The following is a 20,035-nucleotide window of genomic DNA, read 5'->3' as shown; positions in this document are numbered from 1 at the left end:
ATTAACATAATTTTAATCGCATTTTTATTTCTTGTAAGCTGTAAAAATAGGTCTTTAAAAAAAATGAACGAAATTTAAGAAATGACTATGAGTCTATTAAGGATATAGAGTTAAAAATTAAAAACGGTTCTTGGGAGGAAAAGAAATTTACTTTTGTAGATGATACAATTACATCTATACCAAATTCTATTTCTAAATTTAAAAAAATACATACTCTTGAACTGTATAACAATAAAATTGAAAGACTACCAGATTCAATAGGAAGTTTGAGAGAATTACAATATTTAACTTTAGACAATAATAATTTATCTGAATTACCCGAAACTATAGGTAATTTAAATAAGTTGTTTTATTTAAGTTTAAACAAAAACAAACTAAGAGAGTTACCCAATTCGATAGGTCAACTTAAAAAATTGTTGAGTTTAAAACTTGATGAAAATGATATTTCGAAAATAAACGATTCCTTATGCCAACTATCCAAATTGCAAGATTTACACCTTAATTTTAACAAAATAAAAAACTTACCCAAATCTATAGGTTCTTTAAAAAATCTTGAGACGTTAGGATTACAATCTAATTATCTTACAAAATTACCTAGTTCAATAAAGTCATTAGAAAAATTAAAAGTATTAAGAATTAGTGAAAATGTTTTTAATAAGTTGGATTTTTCAATTTGGGAAATAAAAAATTTAAAAACGCTTTATGCTTCACAAAATAAAATACGAGAATTATTAATCCCAAAGCATATTTCTTCTAATTTAGAAGAGTTGTTTCTTGATTATAATGAATTAATTCATTTGCCCGAAGCTATAGATAACATAAAAAACCTTAAATATATGGATATAAGCAATAATAAATTATATGATTTGCCAAATTCAATCTCAAACTTAGAAAGGTTGGAAGAGTTAATTTTAAGTAATAATAAATTCGAATATTTCCCGAGGTGTTTAGCTAATTTAAAAAAACTTAAGAGTTTAGGATTGGGTGATAATAACCTATCAGAAATACCTCTCTTAATTGAGAATTTATCTAATTTGGAAATATTGAATCTGATGTATAACAAATTAACTAAGTTACCTAAGTCTATTTCTAAATTAAAAAAACTAAAAAAGTTATACTTAACAGGTAATAATTTTTCAAAATCGGAAATTGAAAATATAAAAGAATGGCTGCCTGATTGTAGGATAGTATTTGCTAAATAGTTTTTTTGCCTTTATATCCTTTAGAAATAAATAAACGATATTGAAATTAGAGTATTTTATGAAAATATTTATTGTTTTTAGGCTAAAAAGGATTTTAACAATTGATTTTCAATAGTGAGATTAACAACAATTAACTCGCTAATTTAGAGGAAATTTAATGACTCATTAAAAATCTAGAACATTTGCTAACACCACCTAAACTGCATTAAAACGCAGCTTAGCCAAAACGTTGTAATTAATAGGAGAAAACTTAAAATGATAAAAAAACTTAAATATTTTCTATTCACACTATTTTTTTTATTTGCAATAATTAGTTGTAAAATTAGTAATGACGATAAATATATGAGTGCTCACGTTATAAAAACTAATACGCCAAGCGATATTGAAAATATACAGGCTCGCCTTAATTATTATGCAAAATATTCAGGAACAACAGTAATAACAGAAGTGAAGTTTGATAGTATATATATCAAAATTGATAATTTATTTGATAAAACATTATTAAAATCATTACTAGAAAATAATGGCACAGGTAAAATAAAAGGCTCTGGATCAAATATTTTTATAAATGACAGTACTGATTTTCAAATTATACGAAATCAATCTAGAAAAAATATATCCATGAATAATTCTTCGTTAAACATAGTATTTAATGACCGAAAATTACTATCTAAATTCTCCTCAGAGAATTTAAAAAAACAAGTGAAGTTTATGATTGGAGATAGTGTCATTGCAAATCCACTTGTTCAGTATAAAATAGACAATGGAATTTTTGGTATGTCTTTTTCTGTATATTCAAATTTTGATGGTGCTATTGTAGCTTCTATACTATCACATAAATACTCTTATTTACCAAAAACTGATTATATAAGTAGTACTTTAACATATAAAAACGAATTACTTAGTGAAGGTATATTGAATAAATATAATGAAATTAGGTCAAATCATATTCTTCTTAATCATATAGCCAGTGATATTAATAATAGAACGGAAGAAGTAAGAAATAAACCACTTAATGAACCTATAAAGGAACTTTATCCTAAGTCTCTGAATAATGTATATTTTGTACTTAAAAAAATTGATAGAAATAACGCTTGTGATTTTATAATGGATTCAGAATTTAAAAATGTTAGTGAAATTGAAAATTTCATTAAGAAACTACACTCTATCACAATATCATATCATGAAGCGATTAAAAATAATTTAGAAATTTCAAAATCTAAATTGCTTTTTCAAAAATCACTTGAAGAACTATACCCCTTAACCGACAATTTCATTCAATAATTTAAATTAGAATTCAATACTAATTACAACACGGTATAAAATTAATTGCTAGCATAGGCTGATTATTTACAAAAATCCTAACGGTCTTTTTATTTGTGATTTATTTACTAAATTTCGTATTTAAACCTCGCAACTAATCTTATACAAAACGTTGGGCACAATTAGATAATAATGAAAAAATATGACCTTCATAAAGATGATTTCACAAAACTCCATTTTGAGTTAAAAGCACTAGCGCCCTATTTTCAACGTAATAAAGAGAAAGCTTCAAAGCCACATCGACACAGTTTTTTTCAAATACTATGGTTTAAAAACAGTGGGAATCATTATATCGATTATGAAGTGGTGAAACACCCTGCAAATACATTGTTTTTAATCAATCGAAATCAGGTACATTATTTCTGTCCCGATTCTAACAATGAAGGTTACCTCTTCCATTTCAACGATTCTTTCATCTCTAACCTTAGCTTAGAATTGCTTTCAAGGTTTACCATTTCAATTTTTAACGAAATCGGAGATCCTCACATTTTTTTAGGAGAAACAGATACGAAGATTATTGAAAGTATATCTTGTGATTTGCTTCAAGAACTTGAAGAAGAAAAAGCAAACTACCAACAAATAGCTATTCATCAATTCATAAGTCTTCTCTACCATATTGAGCGAATCAAAAAGAACTCTCTTTCGTTTAATGTAGATACAAATTCTGACTTTTCAAAGGTTGTTAAATTCAAACAACTCATCATTGAAAATGTAGACCAAAACCTGGGGATTCAAGATTACTCAGATCGCCTAGGTATATCTTCAAAGCATTTAACCAAACTAACAAAACAGTATACCTCATTAACCCCCGCAAACCTTATTAAGGAACTAAAAATATTGGAGGCAAAGCGAATGCTCTCCAGTCAAAACATTTCTATAAAAGAGGTTGCTTATAGTTTAGGATTCGACCAACCTACTTACTTTACCAAATTTTTCAAAAAAGAAGTAAGTGTCACACCAAAGCAGTTTCAAAAGGGGTTACTCTAGATTACCATTCTTAGGCTCTAAATTGCCATCTATAGCCACTTATCGCATATACTTTTGTTTCATAATTAATAATCAAAAAATAAAATATTATGAACAAACAAGCAATTATAGTAGGTGGTACCACTGGTATGGGTAAAGCTACTGCAGAATTATTATTAAAAGACGGTATTGAAGTTACCATTATTGGTAGGTCAGACAAAAATTTAAAGACAACCGAAGAAGAGCTATCAAAAATCGGTACTGTTAAAACAGTAGGTTTAGACCTCTTTGATTCTAAGCAATTACAAATCTTTATTAATAACCTTAACAGCACTACCCCTAACTTAAAGTATTTGGTAAATGCGGCAGGGTATTTTAGTCCAAAATTATTCATAGAGCACACTTCTGACGACTATGACCTTTATCACAATTTTAATAAAGCCTTCTTTTTTATTACTCAACAGACAGCAAAAATTATGAAAGATAATGGTGGTGGATCTATTGTAAACATAGGTTCTATGTGGGCAAAACAAGCCATTAAGGCAACACCTTCATCGGCATATTCTATGGCAAAAGCTGGATTACATAGTTTAACACAACACTTAGCAATGGAATTAGCGGAACACAACATTAGAGTAAATGCAGTTTCTCCAGCAGTGGTAGTAACACCTATTTACGGAGCATTCATTGAGGAAGACAAAATTGAAGAAGCACTACAAGGATTCAATGATTTCCATCCAATTGGCAGAGTGGGAAGACCTGAAGACATCGCCAAAACAATCCACTTTTTACTCACAGACCAAAGCTCATGGGTAACTGGTGCTATTTGGGACATAGATGGTGGTGTTATGGCCGGAAGAAATTAAAAGACAAATCATTAAAACATTAACAATTAAAATTTAGTAAAATGAAAAATTTAGTAAAAACAACAGCCTTATTAACATTCCTATTTTTTGTAGGAATAGTAGCTAATGCACAAAATACTTCTTTCAAAATCAACAAACAAAAAAGAGTATTATTAATCATGTCATCTTATGATGATATGGGGATTAGTGGAAAACAAACAGGAACTTGGTTTCAGGAGTTAGCTGCACCATATTACATTCTAACAGAAGCTGGTTATGAAGTCGTATTTGCATCACCAGATGGAGGCGAAACACCAATAGACTGGCTAAGTATGAAAGCACCATTTACTACGGACTATACCGATAAGTTTTTAAATGATCCTGTTGCTATGTACGCTGCTAAGAGAACAAGAAAACTTAGAAACATAGACTACAATACCTTTGACGCGATTTTTGTGCCGGGAGGCTATGGTTTGTTAAATGATTTAGCTTCCGACCAATACCTGATTAAACTTATTCGCGACTTCTATGAATCTGACCGCTCAATTGCTATGGTTTGTCACGCACCAGCCATTTTAAGGGATGTTAAATTAACCAATGGGAAGTATTTGGTAGAAGGTGTTGATCTAACAGGATTTAAAGATGCTGAGGATGCTGAAATAGAATTGGACAGACACCTGCTATTCTCATTAGAGCAAGAGTTAAAAAGAAGAGGCGCGAACTATAAAAGTGTAAAAAACTGGGCTCCCAATGTGGTCGTTAGTGGTCCGTTAATGACTGGACAAAGTCCTGCATCTGCAGCACCTCTTGCTGAAGCATTAAGAGATAGATTGAAAAAATAATTGACTCTAGATAAAGGTGAAGGCAAACCTTCACCTTTATTTCTAATTTAAGTTTTAGCAATACAAATTCTTTGATTAGAATGATCATTGAAAGGTTGGAGAAGTGCTAAATCAAACGTTAAAAATTTCAAACCATGTTAAACGGAATAAATTTGAAAGGTCTTCAAGAATATACAGACCTTATTGGAAAAGAAGAAAAAGAAGCCTACTCTAGTTATGGCATTACTGCTCAATGGCAAGGAGGCGTGAATACAAAAATTACGACTCACAATCAAAAAGTGGGAAGCAACGAAATACAAAAGGACTTTAGTTTTGAGATTGGTGAACCTAATGAACTTTTGGGCGACAACTCAAGACCAACACCACAAGACTATTTATTAGGAGGCCTGGCAGGTTGTATGATGGTTGGTTTTGTTGCCGGAGCTTCAGGTAAAGGAATTAAACTCAACAAGGTTAAACTTCATATTACAGGAACTTTGGACTTAAGAGGCTTTTTAAATGTAAACCCCGAAAGTCCTATTGGTTTTGACACCATTGAATTTTCCTTTGATGTTGACGGTGATGGAACTCAAGAACAGTACAACGACATCATTAACAATGTACGTCAATTTTCACCTAATTATAGAACCATTACTGACAAGGTCAATATGAAGCTCAAAAGCTGAAGAAAACATCAGGGAACTAAGTTGTTATAGCTTAGTTCCCTTTCACAATTAAAATACTTAAAAAATGAAACAACATGTTAGCCTTGTACGGTCTAAGATTCAAAACAAATACTATACAGAATCGAAAGTATCAGGATTTTCTGTACAATCAGACGAACCAATAGCTTTAGGGGGAACAAATAAAGCTCCAAGTCCTATTGACCTTATGAATAGTGCATTAGCAAGCTGCACAGCCATGTATTTACTAAACAAAGCTGAGAAAGAAAATATAAATGTTGGGGAAATAAAAATCAAAATTATAGTAAATAAAAATGAGGATCAATCATTTAGGTTTGAGCGAACCCTTAGTTTTGAACACAAAGTATCAGAAAACGAGCAACAAAAATTACTTGTGTTTGCAAACAAGACACCAGTAACAAAGGCTTTAATAAAAGGCAATCAAGTTATTACTATAATCAAATAAATACACTTTTTTCAGCATGCACTCGAATGTACTTATTATTGGGGCAGGACTATCCGGCTTACTTCTTGGTTACCGCTTAAAGTTAGCAGGAACTCCTTTTAAAATTATTGAATCTCGACATAGAATTGGAGGTCGCATTCATACACTGTTGAGTGCTAACGATACTCCTGTAGAAATGGGTGCCACTTGGTTTGGAGACCAACATACTCACTTAAAACAATTGTTACATGAACTCAGTATTCCTCATTTCGAGCAATATATGGAAGGTACTTCTTTTTTTCAGCCCTTCTCTACTTCTCCTGCAAGCGCCATACCTATTCCCAGCCAACCACCAAGCTATAGAATAGCTGGAGGAACATCTTCCTTAATATATGCTTTGGCAAAAGCAGTTGGAAATGATGTTATAGCATTAAATGAACATGTTAAGGGCATTGATTTTTCTGAAAACAACGTAACTGTTTATACCAAAGATAAATCATTTGAAGGTTCTAAAATAATCTTGGCAATCCCGCCCAAATTATGGAGCAATACCATTGACTTTTCGCCATCATTACCAAATGAACTTAAAGATATCGCGACCAAAACGCACACATGGATGGAAGACAGTATAAAGGTTGCTATCACTTTCAATGAACCATTTTGGAGACAACAGAAGCAATCTGGCACTTTATTCAGCAACACAGGTCCAATAACAGAGCTATACGATCATTGTAACTACGAGGAAAACAAATATGCTTTATGTGGTTTTGTAAATTCCGGTTTTAAAAGGTTAACAGTTGAGGAACGTAAAAAAATAATTTTAGAACAATTAAATAGTGTTTTTGGAAATAGTATTAATAGTTACACAGATTATAATGAACAGATATGGAGTCTGGAGAAGCAAACATTTTTTGAAAATCAGGTTCCTTTGTTTCCCCATCAGAATAATGGTAATCCACTATTTCAAACCAGCTATTTCAATGGCAAATTATTCATCTCTTCAGCAGAAGCCGCTCCTATATATCCCGGCTATATGGAAGGTGCTGTTGTGTCCGCAATGCTATTAACTGAAAAAATAATTAATAAAACTATGCCCAACAATGTGTCCTATGAAAAGCACTAGCTGAGTTCTTCAAAGTTAATATTTTATTTTTTAATTATCTCATAATATTTATTTTGGAGTGTTTAAATGTTGGCAATTCGCTCCTATTTGCTGATTGATTGTCAACATTTAAATACTTTATAACTTGCTCAGCATCCTATTTGTGATACAGCTCTTTTAGCGGTCACCAGCATCTGTATGATTATAAGCTATAATAAACCTGTCCACTTGCTATAAATATGTGATGCCAAGTTAATGGGCTCACCCACGTTGTTTTGTGATACAGACTTTGCTACTTCTTTGTGAGCTTTGTTATCTTTTTTTTTATGCTAGAACTCCTTTTTGGTATAGAGTCTCTGTTTTAATTACTGCCAAAGTTCTACTCAACAATTTGCGAGCTACCTTGATGATAATTGTCTTTGAGTTCTTTCCTATATGCTTACGATAATAGGCTTGCATTACTGGGTCTGTGCGTATCGCCTGCCAAGAAGCTTCTATAAAATAACTGCGCATTAATCGATGTGCTCGCATGGTAATTCCTCTACTCTTTTGACTATCACCGCTCTGATGAATTCCTGGAGCTAAACCAACATAACCTGATAAATGTTCTAATACCAATATATGACTTTGGTAAAAGCAGTAATTTGAGTAATCATGTCTTTATTTTTTTAGTATATCTTAAAGATACTTGACTTACTGCTTTTTCATGGATACTATAAACAATAGCTGTTTGCGTACTAACTCGGACCGTTTTAGAATAAAATAAAGTATATTATAAAACGAAAAGCAGTTGCATAAAATCCGCTACTAATCATACACGAACTCATTACCACACATAGGAAAAATGAAAATATTATTACTTCTAACTTTATTTTTTGGACTCCACCCCTGTTCTGCTCAATCTAATGTGGAAGATAAACTAATTGGAAAATGGCTTATGATTGCGAAATCGGACTCTTTTCCTGAAGATTCAGAAAAGCTATCAATTGGCGGATCAGACTCGGACTCCGAAACTCCTCCTGAAATCATTTTGACTTTTAAACCTAATAATTCATTACTGATTAGTCAAATAGGAAATGAATCAAATTCAAATTTCAAATTAAACGATTCAGTTCTGACAATGGGAAATCGAACATACATAGTGATAAAAGTTGGAGACAAAAAACTAATTTTGAAAGAAAAAGATGATTTGTTTGACAACCAATATGAATACAAAAAATTGACAAATTAAAACGTGTGGTAACACTACATTAGTGATTATAGCAACTAAAGGATTAATCAATTGGTTGTTGTATATTTTTAAAGGTGCGATGCTTGCAAAAAGTTAATATTAGCAATCAATGTGTAGAAAAACTCAACACAGAGGTAACATTTTACCCTGCTATGCCACATATAAAAAACGTTGTATGCAATAAGAGCAAATGAAATGAACCAAGTACTTTCTAAAATAGAACGAGCGAAAACCGAAAAGTTAGCCTTACTTAGCTTGCCTAAAGAGGGACTAACTGATATTCCAAATGAAGTATTTGAATTGGAACATTTGACAAACCTTAATCTAAGGGATAATAACATACTGGTCATTCCAAAAGAAATATCAAGGCTTAAAAACCTCAAAGTACTCTATTTGAATGGGAATAATATCAAAAAGCTCCCAGAAGAAATTTTCGAACTTAAGAATCTTGAAATACTTAACATTACTAATAATAATCTGAAATCTCTACCAAATAATATTGGTAGTTCTAAACAGTTAAAGCGTTTACATATTTCTCAAAATGATTTGACAACATTACCTAAAACAATAGGTGATTTATCAAATCTTGAACACTTATTTGGTCATAGTAACAAGGTTCTAAATTTGCCTAAAGAGGTTGGATATTTAGCAAACTTAACACACTTAAACTTTTTCAATAATCAATTACAAAGTCTTGATTTCGATTTGAGTAAATTAGCCAAACTTGAATATTTAGAACTTGGATTTAATGAAATCGAAAAGCTTTCTCCGTCTATAGGAAAATTGACATCCTTACAAACGCTTTCCTTATTTGATAACAAATTAGAAACTTTACCTGAGGAATTGAATTCTCTTAAGGAGTTAATGAAACTAAATTTGTCATATAATAGCCTAAAGCAAATTGGATTTGACTTGAATTCAATGAAACAACTTGCAGAACTACATATTTTTGCAAATAAAGAACTTGTTATTAAGCAACTTGACATCTTAAAACTTTGCAATCGAACACCAAATTATCCGACACATAGTAGGCTAATCATAGACCAAACTCAAGAAAGTTTTATCGAAAGTTATAGAAGGAGGATTAAATCTTCAAAAATTGGAATTGTTGACTTAAGTCGAAGGAGACTGCCAGAGGATCATTACAAACAAATTCCAATCGAACTCTCTGAAAGATATAAACTTACCGATCCAAGACACGAAAAATTTAGAATTTTAAGAGAAAAAAGAAAATAAAGCATACAACCACAGGTATAGTGCATACCCTGCGGGATACGCACCATATCCAAAACGTTGCCAGTAAGTTAGACAACTCAAACTTTAAAAAATAACCTGACTGAAATATGAAATTAATAACTCGCTGTAGCTCTTGTAAAAAAGACATTCGAATAAAATCAAGTGCTGCTACTCGACCTGATTTACAAATGGAAAAAGGAGATGAATTTAACGTGAATTGCCAAAACTGTGGAAAAATAGAAAAGAAACACGTGAATGACATAAAAGCGGAACCAAATAATACGCTAATTCTCATCGGAGTAGGAATTGGAATCATATCAGCTATTATTTTGTGGAATATGTTTGGTGCGATTGGAACTGTTAGCGGAATTATTCCTGTTATTTTTTGGTATCAACAAATGGATGCAACTAAAGGATTTAACTCTTATATGATTCGTAGAAAATAAAAAAATGGAACAAAAACTGAATGGAATTAATCGGAATAAAACCTACTGCCAACAATGTGTATAGTATAGCTCATTGCTGCTGAATTCCTAATCGGAATTCATTGCAATTTGCTATCTTTCGGTCATGGCGGAAAATCATAGCTGATTTTCCGCAACGAGCCATACACAAAACCGTTAGCAACAAGCGAAAACTTGAAATGTAAAATGAAGTTTAGAAAAGCAACAGAAAATGATGTTTCAGTAATAGTGGAAATGATTGCTGATGATGAACTTGGAAAGAAAAGGGAAAATTTTCAAATTCCATTGCCTTCTGAATACTTAAAGGCTTTTGAGAAAATAAACTCTGATGAAAATCAAGAATTAATTGTTCTTGAAAATGAAGATCTGGAAATAATAGGCACTCTTCAACTATCATTTATACAATACTTGACCTATCGTGGTGGAATTAGAGCACAAATTGAAGCAGTAAGAATTAGAAAGGATAAAAGAGGACTCGGAATTGGAAAAATTATGTTTGAATGGGCTATTAATAGAGCCAAAGCACGCAAAGCACATTTAATTCAATTAACGACAGACAAAAAACGACCTAAAGCGATTAAGTTTTATGAGGAATTGGGATTTAAAAAATCACACGAAGGAATGAAAATGCATTTTAACTGAAAATAGCTAGTTGCTCTAAATTGCATTAAAACGTAGTTTAGCCAAACCGTTAGCGGTAATTAAAGAGATGTACGAAAAAATAAACTCATATCTAAGTGAAATGCAAGAAGAATCTCCAAACTGTGGAGGTCAATATCATTTCACAAAAGTGAACCTACCAAATGGAGAGATTTTAATTAATCGACTTAAGTCATATTTCCTGAATATTGCAGCATATAAAAAACCCTTTATTACAATTGGTAATGAACAAAAAGTAGTTGAAGAAAGAAAAATTGAAAACTTGAAACTATTGTCAATTCCAGATTATAAAAATTTGATTGAGGATAAATTGAAATATTGGAGAGAACATAGAACAAGTTTAGATTGCAGAGAAGAACTAACAGAATTTTATTACTCAAAAGAGGAATTATTTAAAATTTCAATTTTCGAATTTCTCTCAAACATGACTGACTTGAAGACTTATAAAGTGGAAGGAATTGATACATATTTTGCTCATGAAATAGGCGGAGATATGGTTGGAGATGATATAATCTTTGAAAGCGAAAATGAAATTTATGCTCTTCACTTTGGATGGAGTTCATAAAAAATACCGCTAACACTGTATATCGCAAATAGGGCATTTATTGGTTTACGATAGTTCAGTGCTATTTACAAATACCGCCAAATCGTTGATTTGGCTTTTAAAATTGATAAATTAAAAATAAAAGTTTTGGCTAAGTACTTAACTAAAAGCTTACTATTTTTAATTCCTGTACTAACCATAGCCAAACCGTTACCGCCAACTAAAAAGAAAAAAATGAACAACCAACAAGCATTCATAATAAGATGTGCACCAAGTGGAATAAATCGGCTTGATGAATTATTGGTGAAAAATCAAATTGTAATTGGGTGGTCTTATACAAAAGATGAATTGTTCAATACTTCTTTAAATCGAGATGAATTCAAACAACGATTAAAGGAAATTTATCATCCTAACTATGAAAATAATCCATACTCATTAGGACAAGCAACGGGCTATATGTGGAGATTCATTAGAGAAATGAAAGTTGGAGATTTGGCAATTGTTCCAATACCAAGAGCATTTTATTTAGGTGAAATAACAAGTTCAACAATATATCTTGAAAATAAGGTTGAAGCAGATACCGCAATCAGAAGAAATGTGAAATGGATGAATAACGGAAAACCAATTCAAAGAGATTATTGTGGTGCAGGACTAATTTCAAGATTGAAATATCAAGGAACTTGTGTTAGTGCGACGGATTTGATTGAAGATATAAAATTGGCTCTCGAATCTTCAAAAAAGAAAAGTAAACCAAACTTCAAAAATCAGTTGAATGAAAATTTAAAACAGAAGGTAGCTGAATTTTTGACTTCAAAAGAGGCGTATTTAGATGACCGAAAATTTGAAAAACTCGTGCAACAACTAATGTTAGGTCTTGGAGCAACAACAAGCGAAATACCCACAAAAAACAAATACAAAAATTCAATTGCTGATGTTGATATTTTAGCAAATTTCGTTCATTTAGGATTACAAATATATGTTCAAGTAAAAAAGCATAAAGAAAGTTCTGATGAACAAGCTGTAAATCAAATAGTCGAAGCAATAAAAATTGATAATGAAGATAACTCTAAACCAATTTTTGGTTGGGTGGTAACTTCAGGGAAATTTACAGAAAAGGCGCAAAATATGGCGAATGATAATGGAATCAGAGTAATAAATGGAGATGACTTAGCCGAAATGATTGTTACTGTTGGATTAGATAAATTTAAATAAATGAAAAAGAAAGCAGTCGGCAACAACGTGTATAGCAAATTGCAATGAATTCCTAATCGGAATTCATTGCAATTTGCTATCTTTCGGCTACGGCGGAAAAGTCCGGCGGACATTTTCCGCAACGAGTCATACACAAACCGTTGGCATTAATTATGAAAATCAAGTCAGTGCATAAACTAATAATCTACCTTCCTATTTATGAGTGCTGATTTACTGCTTCATTACACAAATATTCTATTAATTTTTACTTCGTTATTTTTTGCTTTCTTTTTATTCTACGTGAAATCAAAGAATAGAATAGGTAATTTTTTTTTAGCTGTTTTTTTAATTATTAGAACTGTAGATATACTTCCATTTACTTTTAATTTAGAATTAACACCAATTATTGATATTTTAAGAATGGATATTGGTGCGTTTTTTCAAGCACCATTACTTTTCTTATTTACACTATCAACAATATATTCCGATTTTAAAATCTCATCAAAACATCTTTTGTTATTAACTCCATTTATTGCTAACACCATATTATTACTTCCAAATTTTTATTTGGCAAATGAAAGTGAACAGCTTTTATTCTATCATAATTACACACATACATTAGAAGGTAAATTATCCTATATCTTAGCACATCTTCAAAATTTATTTTACATCGTAGTCACTTTTGTTTTACTTACTAGATATAAAAAACTTTTATTTGAAAACTATTCTAAAAGTACAGGCATAAATTATAAATGGTTATTTCAAATGAATATGATTTGTTTGCTCTTATTCATTTTTGCACTTGTAAAAAACATTTACCGCTTTGGGAGTCATTTTGGTTTTATCTCTATTTTAAGATTCTCTACTTCTTTAATAATGCTAGGCTTTACTTGTTGGCTAATTCTTAAAGCATTAAATGCCCCTAAATTATTTAGAGGAATTTCTTCAAACTTACAATTAGCATCTATATTAAAAGCAGAAAAAACTACTCCTGAAACAGACCTCTGGGATAGCCAAAAAGCAAAACTTAAAGAATTTATGTCTGAAGAAGAGCCTTACTTAGATTCAGATTTAACCATTAAGGGTTTAGCCGATCAAATGCAAATGGAAGAAAGAAATCTTTCGATTTTAATAAATACACAATTGAATTTGAACTTTTACGAATTTATAAATAAACATAGAATCAATAAAGCAAAAGAAATATTAGAAGATACATCACAATCAAAACTTACAATACTCGAAATTTTATACCAAGTAGGATATAACTCTAAATCTTCATTTAATACGGCTTTTAAAAAAGCAACAGGAGTTACACCAACCATATACAGAAAAAAGTTTCAAAAAAAAGAGTTCGAATAAATTATTCGGTCGTATAACTCTGTTTTATAGTTGTTTTTAGCAATAAAAATATTTTTACAATTATGAAACCTAATAAATTAATTACATTAATAACGTTATGCTTTTTTTCGTTAACCTGCTGTTCTCAAAACAAAAAGTTTAAAAAAAAACAAAACCAAAAAATTAAAATAAATGGTAAAAAAATTGCCGAGATTTTATCATTTTTTCCGACGGATGAACCAGGAGGAACTTTTCTTGTAACACAAAATGGAAAACATATCGCTTCGGCAGCACTTGGGAAAAGTAATCTTGAATTAGACATAGATATGCAATTAGATAATGTCTTTAACATTGCTTCTGTTACGAAACCATTCACCGCAGTAGCAATCTTCACATTAATAGAAAAAGGAAAAATCTCTTTACAAGATAAAGTCTCAAAATTTGTTCCCAACTTTCCAAAAGAAGGGAAAAATATTACAATTGGGCATTTATTATCTCATAGTTCAGGTATGGAATACAAGAACGATGAAAAGCAACGTAATGACTTTAAAAGAGCAATTAGAAATAGAAATGAAAATGACTCTGATTTTATTCTTGAATATTTTACAAAAGAAAAGTTTGATACAGAACCGGGAAATAAATATGATTATAACAATGTAGCCTATCAATTACTGGGATACATTATTGAACTTGTTAGCGATAAAACCTATGAAACATATTTAAAAGAGGTTTTCTTTACTCCTCTAAAAATGAATAATACTTTTTTAGAAAACTCTGCCAAAGTTATTGAGAATAGAGCAATTGGATACGATTCGTTTAACGAAAATGACTATCAAATTAGAAAAATAGACAGTGATGATTCTTATTTTTACTCAGCAGGTGGACTAATGTCTACAGTTAACGATTTATCAATTTGGTATGACGCACTAATGAATTATAAAATAATAAATAAACCTAATGTAGAAAAGCTTATTATGCCAGTAAAATACAACAATGGTAGCTATGCAGGAAATGGATATGGCGTATTTACTGGGAACTTAAATGGACATAATTATATACTACATGATGGTTTAGGTTGGGGGTATGGCTCTGTAGTATTGTATTTTCCAAAATCAAACCTTTTTATAGCACATTTAAGAAATTGTGGATATTGTAAATTTGATCTTGGATTATCATATAGTGCACCAATTAGAATTGCATCAATGTTACTTAATTCCGAATATTCTAATACGAAATACCCAAACAAAATACTCTTAAGAGAGTATGCTGGGGCATATCACTCGTTGCTATCTAAAGAGCTTAAAACCATAGTAGAAAAAGAAAGCAAACTATACCTAGAGAGTAAAAGATTCGGATTATTATCATTAATGCAAATTAACGAGAATACTTTTTTCTCTGAAAGAAATAATGAAACCATAACTTTTAAAAAAATAACAAAGAATGAGTTTGAAATGACTTCTAACAGAGGTATCCCAATCATATTTAAAAAACTAACGAAAAATAACTAATGCCAACATGAGGTGAGGGTATAGTTCATTGCGGTTCTATTTTTTTTAAAATAATTGCTTAACCAAAGTTTGAGCTTTATTTGCTAACTTAGGGTCAAAATACACAACTAACCATACACAAACCGTTAGGCAACATTCGAATAAATTATGAGTAAATGTATTTTTTGTGATATCGTTAATGGAAAAGCTCCTGCATTCAAAATTTGGGAAAGTGAAGAACATATAGCATTTCTCTCAATTTTTCCTAATACAGAAGGCTTTACAGTTGTGGCAACTAAAAAACACTTAAGCAGTTATTGCTTTGATTTGACAGATGAAGAATTATCAAAATTGACCGTCGCTGCAAAACAAGTGGGAAAATTATTAGATAAAAAATTAGATGATGTTGGTAGAACTGGACTGATGATGGAAGGCTTTGGCGTGGATCATGCCCATGTTAAACTTTTTCCTATGCATGGTACTTCGGACTTGAAAACTTGGAAGCCATTTTTGTCAAAACAGGCGAAATACTTTGAAAAATATGAAGGTTATATCTCCTCCCATGATTGCAATAGAGCAAATGATGATAAATTACGGGAAATTGCTAATAAAATAATAAATTAAAAACGTTGCCCAACAATGTATAACCGCAATTACGGCGGATTCGACTACGTCCGAATCCACTCAAAATTGCTAACGTCTGTACCAAACCTAAAATTAACGTATATTAACCCGTAACTGACGGTTATACGAGACCGTTATAGGTAATTAAAATGACACATAAACAGATTTTAGAAAAAATTGGGTTCGAGCAACTTGCTAAAGCAGTAGAGGAAGATCTAGCCAGGGTAATTAATATTGCTATGTCCTTCAAAAAAGGAGGAAGTATTAATGATGTTTCTGCGTATGCCATACCTCTTCTCCTAACAAGATGGAATTGTGTTTTATTCGCAGATAAAGGGGTTTCTCAATACTATAAGGAAAAGGTTGCTTTGACATTAGCCATCTTATTTCACAAATATGGATTGTCTGATAAATCAATAACTGATGAAGCAATTAAAGCAATAGATAAATTGAATGATGATGTAGTTTTAAGTGATGATTTTTTTAACAAATCTGGTCGGATAAAAGACTTTTTGAAAACAAAACCTTCTGAATTAAAGAGGAAACCAAGAAAACCAGACAATCTTACTTTCTTCAGAGCGAATGATATTGTTTCAATAAAATTAGATGTTAAATATTATGTCGCTTACATCCATAAACTGACTGGAGTTAATGAAGCTCCAATTCTTGAATTTTATGATGGAGTATTTGAAACAATACCTGAAATGGGAGAATTAAACAAACTAAGAGCCAAAGGTCAGAAATTTAATGATGGAAAAATGCGCATTGCTAATTTCGCCATTTACGGAATGAAATATCAACCCGATTTGGCAGGACAAATTCACCTAATAGGTTCTGATGAAAATATAGAGCTAAAACCAAATAACAGTAATTTGGAGGAATCAATTGGGCTTTTTACAGTAAGTAATTTATTTTTCATACAGGAGACGATAAAAAAGATGTTTTACGAATAAGAAGTACCTACAACAACACCTAAACTGCGTTTTAATGCAGTTGAGCCGAACCGTTGTGCTTCATTATAAAGAACCATAAAAAAAACCGAATAATTGAATGAAAAATAATAGAACATCAAGCATTACAAAAAACCTAATACTTAAATATTTTGGTCAAGTAATTCTCATTGTTTTTAGTGTAGTATTAGGGCTGTATCTAAGCGAAAGAATTGAGGATAAAAAAAATGAACGAAATGCTCAGGAATTGTTTTTGAAAATAAATTCAGAGCTAATAACTAATAAAAAGCTTTTGGATTATTGGGTTCCTTACCATAAGGAAATAGTTAATAGAATAGATAGTCTTTCTAGTGATAAAAATTTTATTGAGGCATTCATAAAAGACAAGTCTACAATTTACAAAGCATTCAGCAAAGGAACTATTATGAGTGATTTTCCTTCCAGCGATGCTTGGGATATTGCAAAGTCTCACCCTTTAATTGTGAATATGAACTATGATAAATTATTTATACTATCAAAAATTTATAATCAACAGAAATTCACATATGAATCTGTTCCAAAACTTATTGACTTAATGCTATCAACTGAATTTAATTCTGTGGAGCAGGCAAACAAAAACTTACAATTATTTAGAGATAGGTTAGATGAAATCTACGTAAGAGAATTACAACTAATTGATTATTATAAACTAGCTGAAAAATTTCAAAATGATAAAGTCTAATTCGAAACTTTAATTAAAATAAGGAAATACTATTAATAAAGAAAAAATGAAATAACGTAAGTACAACAATGGCTATAAGTAATTGCTGGTTCTCGCCTATTTCTAAAAAGTTAAGCACTAACTCTCGCAACTACTTATAAAAAATGCCGTTAGCAAACATTAGACCAAGTGCCGTAACAGAATAAGTTTTGAATCGTCTTCCTCCTAAAGGATAGGAAAATATGAATGAAAAGAAATTACAAAAAACGGGGGGAGTTTGTGCAATTCTTGAGGGACTTATATATATCGTTGCCTTCATTATTTACGGAGCAATACTAGTTTATCCAGATACCAATGCGAGTGCAAATGAAAGGCTCGATTTCTTAGCAGAAAATCATCTGATTTTTTCACTATTGACTTTTACAAGTTATATTTTATTTGGGATATTATTAGTGGTATTGGTTGTTGCAATTCATCACCGATTAAAAACTTACTCGGCAATTCGTTCACAAATAATATCAGCTTTTGGAATAATTTGGGCTGGGTTAGTAATTGCAAGTGGAATGATCGACAATATAAGTCTCAACACTGTTATTGAAATGGGAAGTAAAGAGCCCGAAAATGCAATGTTAGTCTTTTCCGCAACTAATATCATTACAGAAGGTCTCGGAGGAGGGAATGAAATAGTTGGAGGAATTTGGGTCTTATTATTAAGCCTAACTGCCTTAAAGGGGAATTTGTTTTCCAAACCACTAAATTTTTTGGGTATTCTAGTGGGAGTGGCGGGAATACTAACTGCCTATCCATTGGATATTTTTACAGAAATTTTTGGAATAAGTCAAATAGTTTGGTTTTTATGGATTGGAGTATTCATGATACGTAAACCAATGATAGGAAGTACCAATTAAACTGTTTGCTAACACGGTGTATAAGCAAGTTGAACAGGATACAATCAACAAAAATGAACAACGAAGAAATAGCTAAAAAAATTATTCAACTGAAGAATGCAGACTTGGAGTTTCGTGACAAACTTATTCAAAACGGACAACTTGACGAAGGGTATAACGAAGAAATGGCGAATCTGCACAGCAGAAATGCAAAAATATTAGATGAAATAATTGACACAATCGGCTATCCAACAGTTGACAAAGTAGGTAAAGAAGCGAGTGAAGCAGCTTGGTTAATTATTCAACATTCTATCGGACAACCTTACTTTATGAAAAAATCCGCAGAATTATTGAAAATAGCTGTTAACGAAAGCAAAGCCAATCCTAAAGGTTTAGCATATTTGACCGACCGAATAGCTGTTTTTGAAGGAAAACCACAACTCTACGGAACTCAATTTGATTGGGACGAAAATGGAGAAATGAACCCTAATCAATATGATGACATAGCAAAGGTCAATCAAAGAAGAAAAGCTCTTGGTCTTAATTTACTTGAAGAACAAACGGAAATTATGAAAGAAAGGGTAAAAAACGAAAATAGACAACCACCAACTGATTTTGAAAAAAGAAAACAGGAAATCCTGGAATGGAAAAAAAAGGTAGGTTGGATAAGTTAAAATCAGCCCATAACAATTTATAAGCGTAATGCGGAAATAAGTACTCTAAATCAGATGGGGGAAATATAATTCTGAATGGTTGGCTGAAAGTCAAACTCCTGAAAAAGTTGAGATTATACAATCCATCCGAAATTACACTCAAATTTATTAGGGAAGTAGAGCGTATGGATATTTTGTTGACCCTAAAAATGCTAATCAACCTAGTTCTTAATGGCAATTTGAAAAAAATATAACCTTACACGATAAAAAAGAGGGTGAACTAATATTAGATATTTTGACGAATAAAAGAATCGGAGGAATTAAGTTTATGAAATATTTGAAATGAATAACCTGAACAAAACATATCATAAAGGAAACTTCCGAAGTGGTGAATGGTCAAAACATCTAAGACCATATCTGAAAAGAGTTGGAAATAAACGTTGGAGAAAAACCGGTAAAGGCTTATCAGAATTCGAAGAAATTAAAAATCTTAGAAGACGAAAAACCTCTAAAAAAGAAATTGTAGTTCGTATAACAAATAGATTCTATGGAGATATTGAGTTTACTCGCATTCGTAAATACCGAACTATGAGAGATGCTCAAAATGCGATGAATAGATCAAGTGTAATTCGAGCTGAAATAATAAAAAAGTAGATAGCACTATATAACAAAACATAACTGCC

General features: G+C 31.2%; 23 protein-coding genes. 22 read left to right on the top strand and 1 reads right to left on the bottom strand.

Annotated elements, in window-relative coordinates; translation table 11 throughout:
• The first annotated feature begins 266 nt into the window (after positions 1–266).
• From ACFSTE_RS05255 to ACFSTE_RS05220, 8 genes are all read left to right on the top strand, one after another.
• Entirely contained in the window at positions 267–1,202 is a 936-nt protein-coding gene (locus ACFSTE_RS05255) for a leucine-rich repeat domain-containing protein (RefSeq protein ID WP_378255595.1), read from the top strand.
• Positions 1,203–1,544: 342 nt separating this feature from the next.
• The gene (locus ACFSTE_RS05250; protein WP_378255597.1) at positions 1,545–2,486 is read left to right on the top strand and encodes a hypothetical protein; all 942 of its coding nucleotides are present in this window, start codon (positions 1,545–1,547) and stop codon (positions 2,484–2,486) included.
• A 171-nt stretch (positions 2,487–2,657) separates the two neighbouring features.
• Positions 2,658–3,512, top strand: coding sequence for a helix-turn-helix domain-containing protein (locus ACFSTE_RS05245; RefSeq protein WP_176029723.1), 855 nt, complete (start codon positions 2,658–2,660; stop codon positions 3,510–3,512).
• Between the two features lie 89 nt (positions 3,513–3,601).
• Positions 3,602–4,357, top strand: a complete 756-nt coding sequence (locus tag ACFSTE_RS05240) for an SDR family NAD(P)-dependent oxidoreductase (protein ID WP_176029722.1) — start codon at positions 3,602–3,604, stop codon at positions 4,355–4,357.
• A gap of 41 nt (positions 4,358–4,398) precedes the next feature.
• Positions 4,399–5,178 (top strand): type 1 glutamine amidotransferase domain-containing protein, encoded by a 780-nt coding sequence (locus tag ACFSTE_RS05235; protein WP_176029721.1) that lies wholly within the window; start codon positions 4,399–4,401, stop codon positions 5,176–5,178.
• Positions 5,179–5,312: 134 nt separating this feature from the next.
• Positions 5,313–5,843, top strand: coding sequence for an OsmC family protein (locus ACFSTE_RS05230; RefSeq protein WP_378298016.1), 531 nt, complete (start codon positions 5,313–5,315; stop codon positions 5,841–5,843).
• A 64-nt stretch (positions 5,844–5,907) separates the two neighbouring features.
• Positions 5,908–6,306 (top strand): OsmC family protein, encoded by a 399-nt coding sequence (locus ACFSTE_RS05225; protein ID WP_176029719.1) that lies wholly within the window; start codon positions 5,908–5,910, stop codon positions 6,304–6,306.
• Between the two features lie 16 nt (positions 6,307–6,322).
• On the top strand, positions 6,323–7,408 hold the full coding sequence (locus ACFSTE_RS05220) for a flavin monoamine oxidase family protein (RefSeq protein WP_378255602.1): 1,086 nt from the start codon (positions 6,323–6,325) through the stop codon (positions 7,406–7,408).
• A gap of 303 nt (positions 7,409–7,711) precedes the next feature.
• Here the strand turns inward: ACFSTE_RS05220 and ACFSTE_RS05215 are convergent, their stop codons facing one another.
• Complete coding sequence (locus tag ACFSTE_RS05215) at positions 7,712–8,005, bottom strand: transposase (protein WP_378255604.1); 294 nt, start codon at positions 8,003–8,005, stop codon at positions 7,712–7,714.
• 289 nt (positions 8,006–8,294) lie between these two features.
• Between ACFSTE_RS05215 and ACFSTE_RS05210 the strand changes: the two genes are divergently transcribed.
• The 14 genes from ACFSTE_RS05210 (at position 8,295) to ACFSTE_RS05145 (ending at position 20,006) form a co-directional block, all read left to right on the top strand.
• On the top strand, positions 8,295–8,618 hold the full coding sequence (locus ACFSTE_RS05210; protein WP_378255606.1) for a hypothetical protein: 324 nt from the start codon (positions 8,295–8,297) through the stop codon (positions 8,616–8,618).
• Positions 8,619–8,813: 195 nt separating this feature from the next.
• Positions 8,814–9,854, top strand: a complete 1,041-nt coding sequence (locus tag ACFSTE_RS05205; protein ID WP_378255608.1) for a leucine-rich repeat domain-containing protein — start codon at positions 8,814–8,816, stop codon at positions 9,852–9,854.
• Between the two features lie 107 nt (positions 9,855–9,961).
• Complete coding sequence (locus ACFSTE_RS05200) at positions 9,962–10,300, top strand: hypothetical protein (protein WP_378255610.1); 339 nt, start codon at positions 9,962–9,964, stop codon at positions 10,298–10,300.
• Positions 10,301–10,504: 204 nt separating this feature from the next.
• Positions 10,505–10,960, top strand: a complete 456-nt coding sequence (locus ACFSTE_RS05195; protein WP_176029714.1) for a GNAT family N-acetyltransferase — start codon at positions 10,505–10,507, stop codon at positions 10,958–10,960.
• A gap of 67 nt (positions 10,961–11,027) precedes the next feature.
• On the top strand, positions 11,028–11,543 hold the full coding sequence (locus ACFSTE_RS05190) for a hypothetical protein (protein WP_378298015.1): 516 nt from the start codon (positions 11,028–11,030) through the stop codon (positions 11,541–11,543).
• 90 nt (positions 11,544–11,633) lie between these two features.
• A complete protein-coding gene (locus ACFSTE_RS05185; RefSeq protein WP_378255614.1) occupies positions 11,634–12,734 on the top strand; it encodes a restriction endonuclease in 1,101 nt (366 codons plus the stop codon).
• Between the two features lie 198 nt (positions 12,735–12,932).
• Positions 12,933–14,072, top strand: a complete 1,140-nt coding sequence (locus ACFSTE_RS05180; RefSeq protein WP_378255616.1) for a helix-turn-helix domain-containing protein — start codon at positions 12,933–12,935, stop codon at positions 14,070–14,072.
• A gap of 62 nt (positions 14,073–14,134) precedes the next feature.
• Positions 14,135–15,559, top strand: a complete 1,425-nt coding sequence (locus ACFSTE_RS05175) for a serine hydrolase domain-containing protein (RefSeq protein WP_378255618.1) — start codon at positions 14,135–14,137, stop codon at positions 15,557–15,559.
• A gap of 147 nt (positions 15,560–15,706) precedes the next feature.
• Positions 15,707–16,162: an HIT family protein gene (locus ACFSTE_RS05170; protein ID WP_378255620.1), complete on the top strand. Its 456-nt coding sequence runs from the start codon at positions 15,707–15,709 to the stop codon at positions 16,160–16,162.
• A 149-nt stretch (positions 16,163–16,311) separates the two neighbouring features.
• Positions 16,312–17,115 carry a hypothetical protein gene (locus tag ACFSTE_RS05165; protein WP_176029707.1) on the top strand — a complete coding sequence of 268 codons (804 nt, stop codon included), beginning with the start codon at positions 16,312–16,314 and terminating at the stop codon, positions 17,113–17,115.
• 97 nt (positions 17,116–17,212) lie between these two features.
• The gene (locus tag ACFSTE_RS05160; RefSeq protein ID WP_176029706.1) at positions 17,213–17,833 is read left to right on the top strand and encodes a hypothetical protein; all 621 of its coding nucleotides are present in this window, start codon (positions 17,213–17,215) and stop codon (positions 17,831–17,833) included.
• A 221-nt stretch (positions 17,834–18,054) separates the two neighbouring features.
• Positions 18,055–18,720 (top strand): hypothetical protein, encoded by a 666-nt coding sequence (locus ACFSTE_RS05155; RefSeq protein WP_378298013.1) that lies wholly within the window; start codon positions 18,055–18,057, stop codon positions 18,718–18,720.
• A gap of 53 nt (positions 18,721–18,773) precedes the next feature.
• Complete coding sequence (locus ACFSTE_RS05150; protein WP_378258914.1) at positions 18,774–19,373, top strand: DUF6624 domain-containing protein; 600 nt, start codon at positions 18,774–18,776, stop codon at positions 19,371–19,373.
• Between the two features lie 321 nt (positions 19,374–19,694).
• Positions 19,695–20,006, top strand: a complete 312-nt coding sequence (locus ACFSTE_RS05145; protein WP_378255625.1) for a hypothetical protein — start codon at positions 19,695–19,697, stop codon at positions 20,004–20,006.
• Positions 20,007–20,035: the final 29 nt, after the last annotated feature.

Origin of the sequence: Aquimarina hainanensis (assembly GCF_042684685.1) — a bacterium.
In the GTDB taxonomy this organism is placed as follows: Bacteria; Bacteroidota; Bacteroidia; order Flavobacteriales; family Flavobacteriaceae; genus Aquimarina; species Aquimarina hainanensis.
The sequence above is the reverse complement of the archived record's forward strand: the minus strand, read 5'-3'. Positions and strand labels throughout refer to the sequence as shown.